15 protein-coding genes are annotated in these 15,532 nt (G+C 29.9%); 8 read left to right on the top strand and 7 right to left on the bottom strand.

Features of this window, described 5'->3' with window-relative positions:
• Nucleotides 1-3 precede the first annotated feature (3 nt).
• The 8 genes from CCY99_RS05705 to CCY99_RS05670 all read left to right on the top strand — a co-directional run bounded on the left by CCY99_RS05705 (nucleotide 4) and on the right by CCY99_RS05670 (nucleotide 9,388).
• Nucleotides 4-1,041 (top strand): MraY family glycosyltransferase, encoded by a 1,038-nt coding sequence (locus tag CCY99_RS05705; RefSeq protein WP_112060452.1) that lies wholly within the window; start codon nucleotides 4-6, stop codon nucleotides 1,039-1,041.
• A gap of 70 nt (nucleotides 1,042-1,111) precedes the next feature.
• On the top strand, nucleotides 1,112-1,618 hold the full coding sequence (locus tag CCY99_RS05700) for a hypothetical protein (protein ID WP_112060451.1): 507 nt from the start codon (nucleotides 1,112-1,114) through the stop codon (nucleotides 1,616-1,618).
• Nucleotides 1,619-1,638: 20 nt separating this feature from the next.
• Nucleotides 1,639-2,304: a response regulator transcription factor gene (locus CCY99_RS05695; protein WP_112060450.1), complete on the top strand. Its 666-nt coding sequence runs from the start codon at nucleotides 1,639-1,641 to the stop codon at nucleotides 2,302-2,304.
• A complete protein-coding gene (locus CCY99_RS05690) occupies nucleotides 2,295-3,479 on the top strand; it encodes an ATP-binding protein (protein WP_112060449.1) in 1,185 nt (394 codons plus the stop codon). Before CCY99_RS05695 ends, CCY99_RS05690 begins: the two co-directional genes overlap by 10 nt.
• Nucleotides 3,480-3,490: 11 nt before the next feature.
• Nucleotides 3,491-6,106, top strand: coding sequence for an HD domain-containing phosphohydrolase (locus tag CCY99_RS05685; RefSeq protein WP_112060448.1), 2,616 nt, complete (start codon nucleotides 3,491-3,493; stop codon nucleotides 6,104-6,106).
• Nucleotides 6,107-6,198: 92 nt separating this feature from the next.
• Complete coding sequence (gene gltX / locus CCY99_RS05680; protein WP_112060447.1) at nucleotides 6,199-7,512, top strand: glutamate--tRNA ligase; 1,314 nt, start codon at nucleotides 6,199-6,201, stop codon at nucleotides 7,510-7,512.
• A 3-nt stretch (nucleotides 7,513-7,515) separates the two neighbouring features.
• On the top strand, nucleotides 7,516-7,809 hold the full coding sequence (locus CCY99_RS05675; protein ID WP_112060488.1) for a YggT family protein: 294 nt from the start codon (nucleotides 7,516-7,518) through the stop codon (nucleotides 7,807-7,809).
• The gene (locus CCY99_RS05670; protein ID WP_112060446.1) at nucleotides 7,793-9,388 is read left to right on the top strand and encodes a lytic transglycosylase domain-containing protein; all 1,596 of its coding nucleotides are present in this window, start codon (nucleotides 7,793-7,795) and stop codon (nucleotides 9,386-9,388) included. The genes CCY99_RS05675 and CCY99_RS05670 overlap by 17 nt, the downstream gene beginning before the upstream one ends.
• A gap of 11 nt (nucleotides 9,389-9,399) precedes the next feature.
• On the opposite strand, the gene mnmE is transcribed toward CCY99_RS05670, so the two are convergent.
• The 7 genes from mnmE to CCY99_RS05635 form a co-directional block, all read right to left on the bottom strand.
• Nucleotides 9,400-10,746: a tRNA uridine-5-carboxymethylaminomethyl(34) synthesis GTPase MnmE gene (gene mnmE / locus CCY99_RS05665; protein ID WP_112060445.1), complete on the bottom strand. Its 1,347-nt coding sequence runs from the start codon at nucleotides 10,744-10,746 to the stop codon at nucleotides 9,400-9,402.
• On the bottom strand, nucleotides 10,739-11,410 hold the full coding sequence (locus CCY99_RS05660; protein WP_112060444.1) for a Jag N-terminal domain-containing protein: 672 nt from the start codon (nucleotides 11,408-11,410) through the stop codon (nucleotides 10,739-10,741). The genes mnmE and CCY99_RS05660 overlap by 8 nt, the downstream gene beginning before the upstream one ends.
• Nucleotides 11,397-13,010 carry a membrane protein insertase YidC gene (gene yidC / locus CCY99_RS05655; protein WP_112060443.1) on the bottom strand — a complete coding sequence of 538 codons (1,614 nt, stop codon included), beginning with the start codon at nucleotides 13,008-13,010 and terminating at the stop codon, nucleotides 11,397-11,399. Before yidC ends, CCY99_RS05660 begins: the two co-directional genes overlap by 14 nt.
• Complete coding sequence (gene yidD / locus CCY99_RS05650) at nucleotides 13,010-13,318, bottom strand: membrane protein insertion efficiency factor YidD (RefSeq protein WP_112060442.1); 309 nt, start codon at nucleotides 13,316-13,318, stop codon at nucleotides 13,010-13,012. The genes yidC and yidD overlap by 1 nt, the downstream gene beginning before the upstream one ends.
• A complete protein-coding gene (gene rnpA / locus CCY99_RS05645; RefSeq protein ID WP_112060441.1) occupies nucleotides 13,315-13,692 on the bottom strand; it encodes a ribonuclease P protein component in 378 nt (125 codons plus the stop codon). The genes yidD and rnpA overlap by 4 nt, the downstream gene beginning before the upstream one ends.
• A gap of 4 nt (nucleotides 13,693-13,696) precedes the next feature.
• The gene (gene rpmH / locus CCY99_RS05640) at nucleotides 13,697-13,831 is read right to left on the bottom strand and encodes a 50S ribosomal protein L34 (protein ID WP_112060440.1); all 135 of its coding nucleotides are present in this window, start codon (nucleotides 13,829-13,831) and stop codon (nucleotides 13,697-13,699) included.
• Between the two features lie 82 nt (nucleotides 13,832-13,913).
• Nucleotides 13,914-15,335, bottom strand: coding sequence for an acetyl-CoA carboxylase subunit A (locus tag CCY99_RS05635; protein WP_112060439.1), 1,422 nt, complete (start codon nucleotides 15,333-15,335; stop codon nucleotides 13,914-13,916).
• Between the last annotated feature and the right edge of the window lie 197 nt (nucleotides 15,336-15,532).

Below are 15,532 nucleotides of genomic sequence, written 5' to 3'. Positions count from 1 at the left end.
GCTATGTTTAAATTTTATGAGATTGTATTTTTTGTAGAAATATTTTTTATCTGTCTTTTTATAGCATTTATAATTGATATTATTATTATTAAATACACAAAACAAAAAGGCATTTTGCTTGATTTAGATTCTACTCTTAAGCCACAAAAGATGCATTATGGCGATATTCCTAGAGGTGGTGGGATTGGAATCCTATGCTCTTTGTTTATTGCTATTTTATTTGGATTACAATATGGATTTTTATTGCTTCTAATTCCTATAATATTAGTTTTTTTAAGTGGAATCTTAGAAGATTTACATAATTCATTAAGCCCTAAAAAGCGACTCTTATTGCAAATATTGGGTGCTGTTAGCGTGATTTATTTATATGATTGTGTGATTACTGATGTGGGATTTGAGATTCCATATTATTTTGGGATTATTTTTAGTATATTTTGTATTGTTGGGATTATAAATGCGATTAACATTATCGATGGGTTTAATGGTTTGGCTGGCGGATTTAGCATTCTTGTTTTGATAAGCATTGCTTGTGTGAGTTATATGGTTGGACAAATTGATATTTTCTATATTAGCATTGCTTTAATCGGTGGAATCTTGGGTTTTTTGCTATTAAACTTCCCTAAAGGAAAAATTTTTCTTGGTGATGGCGGAGCATATTTGCTTGGATTTCTTATGGCATTTTTACTTATTACATTAACGCAAGATGGCGGTAAGAAAGTTAGTGCGTGGTATGGTGTTTGTATTATGATTTATCCTATTTTTGAGGTTTTATTTTCCATATATCGTAAAAAGTTTTTAAGGGAAATGTCCGCAATGGAGCCAGATAGTGTGCATTTTCATATGCTAGTTTATAAAAGAATAACTCGCTCAAACTATAAAACTTCTATATTGATTTGGATTTTTAATATCCCTTTTATTTTTTTACCAATTTTATTTTATGATAATATTATTATATTGATGATTTTGATATTTGTATTTATATGTATGTATTTGTTTATGTATGCTAAAATTATTAAATTTCGTGGTTTGAAACTAACTTAATTGAACTTAACTAAAAATTAATAATTTTTTTTATAATCAAAACAAATAAAATTTATTAAAGAAGATAACAATGAGATTTGCATTAGTTTTAATTTGTATTTTTACAACTTTGAATGCGGACTTTTTGGGTAATGTTTATATAGAATTAAAAGAATTAAAACTTTCTAGAGAGCAACAAAATCAAATAAAAAATATTATTAGAAAACATCATATTTTTTTAAAGCAATGGTATGTTGATTCTAAAGAAAACAATAATCAAATTATGGAAAGCTTTTCTAAATCTTTATTAGATAAGGATTCCAATGAAATAACAAAAGGCTTAAATCTAGCAAATGATAGATTTCGAGCAGACCAAAACTTTTTAATATCAGTTTATGAAATCTTGGATAAAAAGCAACGAGAATTATTTGTAAAGAAAATAAGAGAGCGTGAAAGTATCAATAGGATTCCGCAAGATAGATTAGATGATAAATTCCAAAAGCAGGAATTTGAAAATAATATATTTGGAGAAAAAGACTTTAAAAAGTATAATCTTGAAAATTTTGACAATGCAAGAAAAATAATTTTTAGAGAATAAAAATCAAATTTGGAGTGAAAATGCATAAACTATTATTAGTAGAAGATGATTTAGAGATGCAAAGTCTAATTGTGGCTTATTTGACGCAATCAAAATATGAGGTTATAGCTACACATTCGCCAAGTAAAGCATTGGAGATTTTAGAGGGGAAAGATAATATTGATTTAATCATTTTAGATTTGACCTTGCCAGAGATGGACGGATTTAAGCTATGCAAAAAGATTCGCCAAATCACCCAAGTGCCGATAATAATCTCAAGTGCAAGGGGCGATATTTATAATAAAGTCGAGGGTTTTGAAAAAGGTGCTGATGATTATCTAGCAAAGCCATATGAACCTGTGGAGCTTTTAGCAAGGGTTAATGCACTTCTTAGGCGATTAAAGCCAAAAAATTTGGAATTTGATAATATGTCGATAAATATCGAGCAAAGGGCAGTTGTAGTCGATGGAATGAATGTGGATTTGACCCCAACAGAATTTGATATTTTATTATTTTTGATAGAAAATAGGCAAAAACCTATGAGTAGAGAGCAAATAGCAAATAGTATTAGTGCGATAAATGAAGATTCTACCCTTAGAAGTATTGATACCCATATAAGAAATATTCGTTTCAAGATAAATGACAATGCAAAAGAGCCGAAATTTATACAATCTGTTTGGGGAATAGGCTATAAATTTTGCAGCTAAAATATAAATTTATCATTTTAATTTTTATATTATTTTTTGTTACTATCGCATTTTTTATACAAACAAATAAAATGATGCAGGATAGCGAAACCAAGCGACTTCAAAATGAAATGATAGTATTTGCACAGATTCTCATTCCTTATTATTTAAGTGGGAATCTTGACGCTGTTTATAAAATTGGGAATGGTTTTGGATATACCCAAATGGAAAAAATCCCTAAAAATACACAAATATTATATGAAAGCTTTAATGATATATTGTATTTTAAGATTTTTACATATGATTCTTTTATTGGATTTAGTATAACATTTTTAGAAGATACAATTAATTTCGTGAAAATCATAGATAATAATGCTTGGAATAACTACAAGATTCTAATTTTATTATTTCAATTAAGCATAATTATGCTTCTTTCATTTTTCTTATTTCATCAAGTTTTAAGACCTTTAAATAGGCTTCGTTACGCTATAAATGAGCTAAAAGGTGGAATCTATGCCAAAATGTTAAAGATTAATCAAAATGATGAAATTAGTCGCTTAATGCAAACATTTAATGAAATGAATGAAAAAATCTCTCGTCTCATAAAAGCAAGAGAATTAATCACGCGAAATATCGCCCACGAGCTTAAAACTCCACTAGCAAAAATAAAATTATCGCTTAGTTTAAAAGATGGCGACGAGCTAAAAAATGATTTAAAGCGATATATTAATTCACTTGATAGAATAAGTCAAAATATGCTTGAGTATGAAAGGATTCAAGAAGGTGGCTTTAAACTACATTTTGATGAATTTTTAAGCGAAAGCATTCTTTTTGAAGCACTTAAAGATATAGAAAATCAAAAGATAAAGCTAAATATTATTAAAAGCATTAAGATAAAAGGCGATATGCATCTACTATCAATTGCCATAAAAAACCTAATAGAAAATGCGATTAAATACGGCGATGATGGCATTGTCAATATTGAGTTAAGTGAAAATGGCATAATGTTTCGCAATAAAGGCAAACCGCTAGAAAATGATATTTCATATTATTTTGAGCCATTTTATCGTGGAGATATTACAAAAAGTGGCTATGGACTTGGATTATCCATTGTAAGTGAGATTATTGAACTACACAAGATGAGTATAGAATATTGTTATAATAATGAAGAACATATTTTCTATATTAGATTTTAAGGGAGAATTTTTTGCGAGTTTTTAGTTTTATATACGAGAATGATGATAAACTCAAAGCCAAATTAGAATCTTGTATTACAGAATCTAATATTCTTATACAAATTTTTTGTGGTCTGCAAGATGAAGAACTTGCAAATCAACTAATAAAATCCATTAATACAATATTGCCACATAGTGAGATTCTGCTAACTTCATCAGCAGCAGAGATTAGCGATGGGAATTTTTATGAGCAGAGTATTACTATTTGTGTATCTATATTTCAAAAAACAAGTATAAAAACACTTGGATTTAAGACTACAGATTGCAAACAAATAGCACAGGATATTAATAACCAATTAATAAATGACAAAATAAAACTTTTGATTATTTTTAATAGCACACTTAAAGTCAATGCCACAAATTTATTAGATGAAATCACGCAAATCGCCCCACAACTTACAATAGCCGGCGGAAATGCTGGAGATGATTTAAGTTTTAGTAAAATATTTATTGGTGATAAATCTGGCACAAACGATATGGTAGTGGTTTGTGCTGCATTGTATTCTAGTGATTTGCAAATTTATACGAATTCTATTTTTGAGTGGCTGGGAATTGGTATTGATATGAGTGTTACAGATTCATCTCCCGGTGGAATAATCCATACAATAAATAATATTCCTGCTAAAGAAATATATAGAAAATATCTAGGAGATATAGCTGCTGATAATCTTCCATCAAGTGGTTTTGAGTTTCCCCTTACATTTTATGAAAATGATTTATTTATAGGTAGAGCAGCTATTGCAGTTTATGATGATGGCTCTATACAATATGCAGGAGATGTAAAAAAAGGCACAAAAGTTAGATTTGGCATAGGCTCTATAATAAATACAAAAAGTAAGCTAGTAGAGATTGCTAATAATCTAGGAAATTTAAACATCGATGGTATTTATATATATTCTTGTATTGCTAGATATACATACTTTAAATCATCTATGCTTGATTATGAGATTGCCACATTTAATAATATAGCACCGACAAGCGGATTTTTCACTTATGGAGAATTTTTTCATAAATGTAATAAAAACTATGTCTTAAATGTTACAAATTCTTTTGTTGCATTAAGCGAGGGCATAGATGAGCCAAAAACCAACACCATAAGAGAAGTTGTTGGAGAATCTAATAGATTGGATTTTATTGTCAATAGCTTAAGTCATTTAGTTTCTGTAGCAAATGATGACTATACAGAAATGGTTAAGATTTTTAAGCAATATAAAGAATTATTAGAAGAGAGTTCTATATTAATCTATATGAATCTTAAAGGAGATATTATCAATGCAAATAAATTATTCTTTAATATCTCTAAATATAAAAGGTCGCAAATAATTGGCAAAAAATTATCATATATTATTAAGGATAATGCAGACGAAATCACAAATATTATATGGAATGATATACAGAATGGCAAGATTTGGATAGGTATCTTAAAAAATAGAGATGCAGATTCTCATATATTTTATACCAAAACTACTATCAAACCAATCGTAGATTCTCGTAATAGAACATTGATGTATATATGCAGTATGGACGATGTTACGGAATATGAAGTCAAAAAGAAGAATCTTGAGCATAGTATCGATGCTTTGATGGGGGTTTCGTTTGAAAAAGATAGAACTATCCAAGAATATCAGATTCTATTGGATAGAAGCACTGCTATGGTTAGGATTAAACAAGAAGTTTTTGTTGAGGTTAATAAGGCAGGTGAGGAAATTTTTGGCTATTTGAATGGAGGTCTTATAGGCAAACATATATCTAGCGTTATAGATAAAAGTAGGGCATCTACTGATGAATTTATAGATTACATACGAAAAACCTTAGCAAATAAAGGATATATAAATACTTATTTACCTTGTATTGATAGAAATGGCAATAAGCTCCATCTACAAGGTTATTTTATGGCGATTAAGATTTCTAATGTTAAACGACATGATGAAGAAATTGTTGGAATCTTACACAATGTAACAGAATTATTCAGTATCCAGCAAGAGTTGGAAAATGTCCAAAAAGAAGTTATTTATGCGATGGGCTCTATTAGCGAGGGGCGAAGTAGAGAAACAGGAAATCATATAAAAAGAGTAGCAGAGTATTCATATTTGCTTGCTAAACTTTATGGGTTAGACGAAGAGCAATCAAGTCTTTTGAAACTAGCTTCTCCAATGCACGATATAGGCAAACTTGCTATTCCAGATGCTATATTGAATAAGCCGGGTAAATTAACAGATGAAGAATTTGAGATAATGAAAACACACGCCCAAAAAGGCTATGATATGCTTTGTTTTTCTGATAAACCAATATTAAGAGCCTCTGCACAAATAGCATTAACCCATCACGAATGGTGGAATGGAAATGGTTACCCAAATAAATTAAAAGGTGAAGAGATTCCAATTTTTGGTAGGATAACTGCTGTAGCCGATGTATTTGATGCATTAAGTAATGATAGATGTTATAAAAAAGCGTGGACAATACCAGAGGTTGTAGAACATATGGTAAAAAATAGAGATATACAATTTCAAGCATCATTAGTTGATATTTTGGTTGATAATTTAGATGAATTTATTAAGATAAAAGTTGAGTTTGAGGATAAATTCTAAGATAATATTTTTATAAGCCCTTTGCTGTTTAAAGTTGTGTTAGAATACAAAAAATATTTTAATTATTTAGATAATAAGATTTGGAGATTTTTATGCTTCGTTTTGCACCAAGCCCAACAGGCGATATGCACATAGGAAATTTACGCGTTGCTATATTAAATTATATTATTGCAAAACAAGCAGGTGAGGAATTTTTAATTCGTATTGAAGATACGGATAATGCACGAAATATCGAAGGAAAAGATAAGGAGATTCTAGGGATTCTAAATCTTTTTGGATTATTTTGGGATAGACTTGTATATCAAAGTGATAATTTTAAACAGCATAATATAATTGCAAATGAGTTAATAAAAAAAGGTAAAGCATTTTATTGTTATTGCACGAAAGATTTTCTATCTCAAAAAAAAGATGAAGCAATAAAAAATGGAATAGCTTTTAGATATGATGATTCTTGGGCAGAAATATGCAAGGATATTAATCCAAATCCTACAATTCGCCTAAAGGGAGCAGAGGATTCTATAATATTTATTGATGAGATTAAAGGCGAATGTAAATTTAATAAAAATGAAATTGATAGTTTTGTTATTATAAGAGATGATTTGACTCCTACTTATAATTTTGCTTGTAGTGCAGATGATATGCTTTATGATATAAGCTACATTATCCGCGGCGAAGACCACACTTCAAACACGCCAAAACAGATTCTAGTTCGCCAATATATAGGTTATCTAAAAGATATTAAATATGCACACTTGCCGATAATTTTAAATAAAGATGGCAAAAAGATGAGCAAAAGGGAATGTGAATCAAGTGTAAAATGGCTATTAGAGCAGGGCTATTTACCAAATGCGATTTTAAACTATTTGCTTTCAATGGGGAATAAACCAAAGAATGAAATTTTTACGCTTAAAGAGGCAATTTTATGGTTTGATATGAAAAATTTATCAAAATCCCCTGTGAAATTTGATATAGACCAATTGCGTTATATAAATAGAGAGCATCTAAAAAGATTAAGCCCAAAAGATATGGCATTTTTATTAGAATCTAATGATTTAAGCATTGGTGCATTAGGAAAGATTTATCTAGAGGAAGCTAGCACATTAAATGAAATACGAGATAAGATTGATTTGATTTTTAAGCCTAAATCATTAGACAAGGAAAATGCAGAATCTCAAGCACAAATGCAATATTTACGAGATGTGATTTTAGAATTAGTAAAACAAAATGATGAATGTTTGGGCGATTTTAATGCTTTTAAAACAAGATTAAGTGAGATTTGCAAACTTAATGGAAAGGCATTATTTTATCCACTTAGATTTTTGCTTACAGGTTCTCATAAAGGACCACTTTTAAATGAGCTATATCCTTATTTGAGATTCTATTTAAAAGAAATTTTAAGGAGTTAGATGATGATAATTTCTACATTTTTAAGTGCTATTGCAGATATTTTACATATGATACTTAATATTTATATGTGGATTGTAATATTTTCCGCACTTATTTCATTTGTTCGTCCTGACCCTTCAAATCAAATAGTGCAGATTCTATATCGTTTAACAGAGCCACTTTTTATGCAAGTGCGAAAACTCCTCCCCACAGTATTTGGCGGTGTTGATATATCACCCCTTATTGTTATTATTGTGATTAGATTTATAGATTTATTTTTTATAGGAATGTTACAAAATTATGCAAGCAATTTATAAAAAATTATATATATTTCTATTTTTTGGAATCTTATTTGGTAATGATATTGCATTTATAGAATCTAAACCCAAAGGAATTCCTAGAGATTTTTATATTTATGAATATTTAGAAGGTAGCATTAGCCCTGAAGATGCTATAAAATTATATGATTTAATAGATAATAAAAGTGCAAAGATTATTAATAGATTAAAAGGAAAGATTCCACATTCAAAACTACCTAGAGATTTATTTTGCAAGGAATTATCATTTGAGGAATTAATTAAAAGTGATGATTCGTGCCTAAAAATGGGATTTAAGCTAAGCTATGCGTTAGATAAAAAGCTAGATAATGAGATTCTAACACGATTAGATGATAAAAGGATTCTAAATCAAATTAAGATTTTGCAATCAAAAAATATATTAGATTCTATGCTAAAAGCTAGTGGCGAGGATTTTAGCGATATTTATTTTGCCCTACATCATAAGCAAGATATTTTTAATCATAGTTCAAAAAACATAAAACTTATGTCAAATAAAAATTATAATAAAGCTATTTATCATATGGTTATTTCTCAAAAATTCCCCAAATTCACTAAAGCTTTATTAAGTGAGAATATCACCGGTGTGAATGATTGGACTTTTTTTGCATTGGCATTAAATGAGCTAAAAAGTGGCAATAAAAATAAGGCAAAAAAATATTTCTCACAAACTGCACAAGTTACAAAAAGACAATTTTTAAAAGATAGGGCAAATTTCTGGCAATATAAAATCACACAAAATAAGCAGTTTTTAAATGAAATCGCAAATAGTAGCTTTTTTAATCTATATTCGCTTTATTCAACTACAAAGCTGGGAGTATCGCCAAAATACGATATTATTACTATCGATGACCCAATTTTTAGTGCGTTGGGCGATAAAAAATCACCATTTGATATAGAAAATCCATTTGAATGGCAGATTTTAAGGCAAAATATAATGCTTGTTAAAGATAAAGAGGCTTTGCTTAGTATCGCAAAATTATTTTATTATAAGGATACATTGCCACATTTAATTTTTGTGCTAAATAGATATTATGATTTTTCAAAAAATTTTTTTGTAATGCCTTATTATGATGGGTTTGATTTTGATACCCCAACAAAAACACTGCTTTATTCTGTGGCAAAACAAGAAAGCAGATTTGTCCCATCTGTAGTATCCCGCTCCTATGCTTTAGGAATGCTACAAATTATGCCATTTAATGTAGAATATTTTGCTAAAGATATGGGTTTGGAAAATGTAACAAAAGATAGTATGTTTAGTCCAAATATGGCACTTAAATTTGGAGCATACTATCTAAATCATCTAGCAAAGGAATTCAAACATCCACTTTTTGTTTCCTATGCCTATAATGGCGGACCTACATTTATAAGAAATTTTCTTAAAAATCCAGCCGTTTTTAGTAAGAAAAATAAATATGACCCGTGGCTTAGTATGGAATTTATCCCTTATGAAGAGAGTAGAATCTATGGAATGAAGATTATGGCGAATTATATAATCTATAATAAAATTGAAGGTAATATTATAGATATTGATAGTTTTTTACAAGAAACCCTAAGATAGGATTTTCAGGACTATTTTCCAAGACAAAATTCGCTAAACATAGAATCTAACATCTCATCATTATCAAATGGTTTTGATAATAAATCTAGCGAATGTAGAGCTTCATTGATATTAAAACTAAAAATCTCAAAATCCGCTATATTATTTTTTGCTTCGTTTAATGTATTTATACAATGTTTAACACAATCAATTTGTCTATTTGAACTAAGGATAATATTTTGATTATTTATGGAATCTAGTGTTATTTTTTCGCCGATTAATTCCCGCAAATTAAATACACTATCATCTTTTGTTGATATTTTTATCATCTCAAATTCAGCAATCTTTTTCTCATCAAAAATCTGTAATTTATCGCTTTTATTAATAATGGCAATAATAATCTTATCTTTATTATTTGCTAGAATCTCTAATATCTCATCATCATCAAATTTCCTGCTTCCATCAAATACCGCTAGGATTATCGTGGCATCTTGTAGGTATTCTATAGATTTCTGCATTCCAATTTTTTCTATTTCATCTATATTGTCATTTTTTTCTCGAATCCCTGCTGTATCTATAATCTTAATAATTTGATTATTAATAGTAATGCTTTCTTCTAAAATATCTCTTGTGGTTCCGGGTAGATTTGAAGTAATAGCCCTATCTTTTAAAAGCAATTTATTTAAAAGTGAGCTTTTACCGACATTTGGTCTGCCTATAATAACTAATCGATGACCATCAATAATATTTTGCATACTTAAAGAATGTTTATGAATTTCATCTAATTTTTTTATGGAATCTTGCAATTTTGTTTCTATGCTTAGCTCCAAATCTTTTGGTAAATCCTCTTCTGCATAATCAATCATAACTTCTATATGTGCGAGAATCTCAATTAAATCTCCCCTAAGAGATTCTATAAATCTCCCTAAATCGCCCTTTAAGATTCTGCCTAGAATCTCTTGTGCTTGTGTGCTTTGAGCTAGAATTAGCTTTGAAATACTTTCAATTGTGGATAAATCAAGTTTTCCATTCATTAATGCAATCTTACTAAATTCTCCCGGATTTGCTAATCTTGCCCCGAGATTCAAACACTCATTTACAATACTTTTTGGAACTGAGATTCCGCCATGTGTTTGAAACTCTACTATATCCCAACCATTAAAGCTATTTGGTGCTTTGAAATAAATCACTATTCCTCTATCAATTACATTATCATTGCTATTATAGATATATTTTAGATGTGCGTATCGTGGCTTTAAATGCTGTGATTTTGTGAGCTTTTTGGCAATCAAAAGTGCATTTTCTCCGCTAAGTCTAACGATACTTAATGCACTAATCCCTATAGGGGTTGATATGGCGACAATGGTGTCATTATTCATTATTATTTTGTGTAACTACTATGTAAGTTTCATCATTTTCATTTGTTTTTATCATTATATATCTATCTGGCAAATGTGTTCGCAAAATTTTTAATGCAATATAAACGAGAATCCCATCAAATGGCTTTGTTGTGAAAACTTTATTAGAATCTTTAATCTCTTTAATAATCGGCTCTAAATAGGCTTCTATCATTTCTTCATGATTTGATAGAAATTTCTCTATCTCAAGTCTTATATTTAATCTATATTTGGGATTTATCCAATTAAAAAGTAGGTATGAAATAGCCTTATATCGATAGCCTTTTTCGCCAATAAGCAAAGCGGAATCCTCACCCTGAAAATAGATTAATATCGTATTTGAATTATATTTACTAATCTTTATTTCATCTAATTTATAAGGCAAAAGTGCAAAAAGTTCGTTTATCTCTTTTGAAATCTCACTAATTGCATCGTCGATACAATATTTTTTCTGCACCTTGCTTTTTTCTTTTATTGGTTTTGATTTTATAGAAACAACGATTTTTGCTTCTTTTTTTCTAATACCAAAAATCCCATCACTTGGGTATTGTATAATCTCGTAATCTAAATCAACGCAAGAGCAGTTTAAATCTTTTGATGCTTTAAGTAGGGCTTCTTCTACACTTGGAGCACTAACTTTTATCACTTTTGTGACCTTTATGATGCTCTTGTATTTCCTCTTCTTTTTTCTTTTTAATAACTCTATTGATTATTAATTGTTGAATGATTGAGAAAATATTATTAACAGTCCAATATAAGATTAATCCAGCAGGGAATGTTATTAAAAATATAGTAAAGACGAGTGGTAGAAACTTAAAAATCTTTTCTTGCATTGGGTCATTAAAAGTAGCAGGGCTTAAATGTTGTTGTAGATACATACTTGCACCCATTAAAATCGGTAGGATAAAATATGGGTCCATCGCCGATAAATCTTGAATCCAAAACAACCAAGCAGAATCTTTCAACTCCACAGCATTATATAAAACGCGATAGATTGCAAAAAACACAGGAATCTGTAAAAGCAATGGCAGACAACCACCCATTGGATTTACATTATGTTTTTTATACAACTCCATCATATGTAATTGTAATTTTTGCCCATCGCCTTTGTATTTTGCCTGAATCTCTTTCATTTTAGGAGCCAAATCTTTTAGTTTCTGCATAGAAACCATACCTTTATATGTGAGCGGATAAAGCACTATCCTAACGATAATAGTCAAACCTATAATCGCCCAACCCCAGTTTTTAAAGATTCCAAATAGCCATTCAAGTAGCAAAAATAATGGTTTTGCAAAAAATGTAATAACCCCATATTCTACAGTGTCCGTTAAAAATGGAGCGATTGCTTTTAGGTCTTTATAGTTTTTAGGTCCAATATATCCACTAAAAGACGCATTATCATTAAGAATTATATATGGCAGTGCATTTTCATTCTTATCTGCATCAACGATGATATTAAATCCATTTTCATCAAAAAATAATGTAGTGTAATATCTATCTACACTTGCTACGAATTTCGCATTATTAAAATTAAGATTCTCGCCAATAGTCGCATCGCCATCTTCAATTTTTTCTAGCTTATCATCACTTTTTTTAATAATCACACCCTTAAATACATAAGCTGAGCTATCGGCAATCGGTCTTGCACCATTTGAGATAAAGTAATTTACTGGTTTGCTTAATTCTATCTTAATATCATATTCTAAATTTTTATGGAAAGTTAGAATCTTCTTAATAGTAACTTCGCCTAAATCTTGGGTTAATGTCAAACTTGATACTTGGTTTTCATCAAGATTTACTAAAGTGGCACTAGAAGTATATGGGGTATTGAAAGATTTTTGATTGATTTCCCTATCTTGGAATCTTATCTCAAGTGGCTTAATCGCATTTTTATCCAATAATGAAAGAGGATTGCCCTCATCATCTAGGTATTTTTTATCCTTTAATAATACATTTGCTATTCTACCTAATTCATCTATTTCTATACTAAAATCGCTAGATTCTATCTTAGCAAGTATCTTAGAATCACTGCTTATAGGTGCTTCTATAGCTTGATTTACGCCATTTGTTGTTGCTACTTCTGGAGCATTATTGCTAATTTCTGTTTGCCCTGTTTGTTTTAATGCTATGGTTGCATTATTATTACTTAATTCTGTTTTTGGAGCAAAAAAATACATATATGGTATTAGGAATAACAAAGAAAGCACGACAGCTACTAGAATCCTAATATTTGAATTTTTATTCATCAATTTCCCTTTAAATTTCTAATTATATAATATTTATTATTTTCTTTAGGCACAAGCCAAAAAGTTACATCTATCTTTATGCCTTTTTGTGCGACTATATGATTTAGTGTAATTACCGGATATTCTAATCCACCACGAAATAAATGATTACATCTAAGTAACCGCGATATGGTTTTTATGCTTGCTAAAATAGGATTCTGGAATCTAAAACATAGCATAGAATACTCTGAACAACTTGGGTAGAATCTACAACTAGGCGGATTTAGCGGAGATATATATAATTGATAGAATCTAATTATAGCTTTCATTTTCTAGCACTTGATAATGTATTGTAAATATGTTTTTTGAGAGATAAAAAAGGTGTTTGTTTAATCTGCTCTTTTGCGATAATGATAAAAATAAATTTGGCTGAATTGCTTGATAAAAAATCTTGCAAAAATAGACTATAAATTGCACGAATTCGCCTTTTGATTAGATTGCGTTCAACTGCTTTGCCAATTTTTTTGGAAACACTAAGACCGATAATATTTAACCTATCTTTTTTTTTAAACCTTGCATAAAAACTATCTATATCTTTATTTTTTAACACACAAATATCGCAAATTTGACTTCTGTATTTTGTGGAGTTTTTATAAACAAAATCAAATTCTTTTTTATTCTTCAATGTTTGTATCTGCTTCAAATCTTTAAACTGCTAATCTTTTTCTGCCCTTAGCTCTTCTATTTCGTATTACTCTTTGTCCATTTTTTGTTTTCATTCTAGTTCGAAAGCCGTGAGTGCTTTTCTTTGGCTTATTGTGTGGCTGATATGTTCTTTTCATTCTTATTCCTTGAAAATAATGTAAATAAATCTATAAAAGCTGTAATTATACTAAAAAAACTTTCAAAGTAAATTAGTAAGGATTAATATCCAGCCCTTATAGCTATTGCTGCTGCTATTGCTGTGGCTATATCATCTTTATTGATAATCTCGCTTGGCATTAATCTTTGCATATTAGATTCCAAATATGAGGTGTCAAAATTACCTTTTCTAAAGTCTTTATCCTTAGCGATATTTAATAAAAATGGAATAGTCGTTTTAATGCCTCTAATGGTGAATTCATCTAATGCCCTAATAAGCTTATTTACCGCTAAATCATAGCTTGATGCCCTAACCATCAGCTTTGCAATCATAGAATCATAATGTGGCGGAATCGTATAATCCTTATAAACAGAGCTATCAATGCGGACAAAAGGTCCTAAAGATGGATAATATGTAGTTATTTTACCCGGATTTGGGGTGAAGTCGTTTTTAACATCTTCGGCATTGATTCTTACTTCTATTGCATATCCTTGATGAATAACCTCATTTTGATTTAAGTCCAAAATCTCCCCAGCCGCACTTCGTATTTGTCGTCCTATAAGGTCGAATCCTGTTATTTCCTCAGTTATTCCATGCTCGACTTGGATTCTAGTATTCATCTCCATAAAATAAAAATTACCCAAATCATCGACTAGAAATTCAATCGTTCCAGCATTTGTATAATTTGCAGCTTTTGCCGCGGCAACTGCCACTGCCCCCATTCTACGCCTTAAGTCAAGACTCATTGTTGGGCTTGGTGCTATTTCTACAAGCTTTTGATGTCTTCGCTGAATCGAACAATCTCTCTCTAGCAAATGTATGATATTCCCATAGTTATCGCCTAGAATCTGGAATTCTATATGTTTTGGATTCTCAATACATTTTTCCATAAAGACTTCATCATTTTTAAAAAAAGCCATCGCTTCTCTTTTACAAGCAGCTAGATTCTCCTCAATTTCACTATCATTACGAACAACGCGAATTCCTCGTCCACCTCCGCCATTACTTGCCTTTAATATCACGGGATAGCCGATTTTATTTGCCATAATCTTAATTTCTTGGATACTATGATTATTTAATGCATCTGTTCCGGGAACTATGGGAATCCCATTTTTTTTCATTAATTCTCTAGCTGCATTTTTATCGCCCATTTTAGCTATTACAGAAGCATCTGGTCCAATCCACACTAGCCCAGCATCTTTTACTTTTTGTGCGAATTCAGCATTTTCACTTAAAAATCCATATCCGGGGTGTATGGCTTCTGCATCACAAGCTAAAGCTATATCTATAATGGCATCTCCATCAAGATAGGATTTTAAAGGGTCTTGGCTGACTTCATAGCTTTCACTTGCCATTTTTACATGCATAGATTCCTTATCTGCCCTAGAGTATATAGCCACACTTTTAATATGTAAATCATTACAAGCACGAATGATTCTAACGGCGATTTCGCCCCTATTTGCAATTAATATCTTTGAAAACATAATATAACCTTTTATTTTAGTGCTAAATATTACTAAATTTTTAATGATTTAGACATTAAATTAAAGACTTTTGCAATAATACTATAAGGAGTTAGGCTATGAAGTATATATTTTATTAATGTTGGCTAGTTGTCTTAGCTGTATATAGTATGAATTGAGTGAATCCTTAAAGAATCTAGCTAAAATATAGCTATAAT

This window comes from Helicobacter sp. 16-1353 (assembly GCF_003288815.1).
GTDB lineage: Bacteria > Campylobacterota > Campylobacteria > Campylobacterales > Helicobacteraceae > NHYM01.
This window is presented reverse-complemented; position numbering and strand designations above follow the sequence as displayed.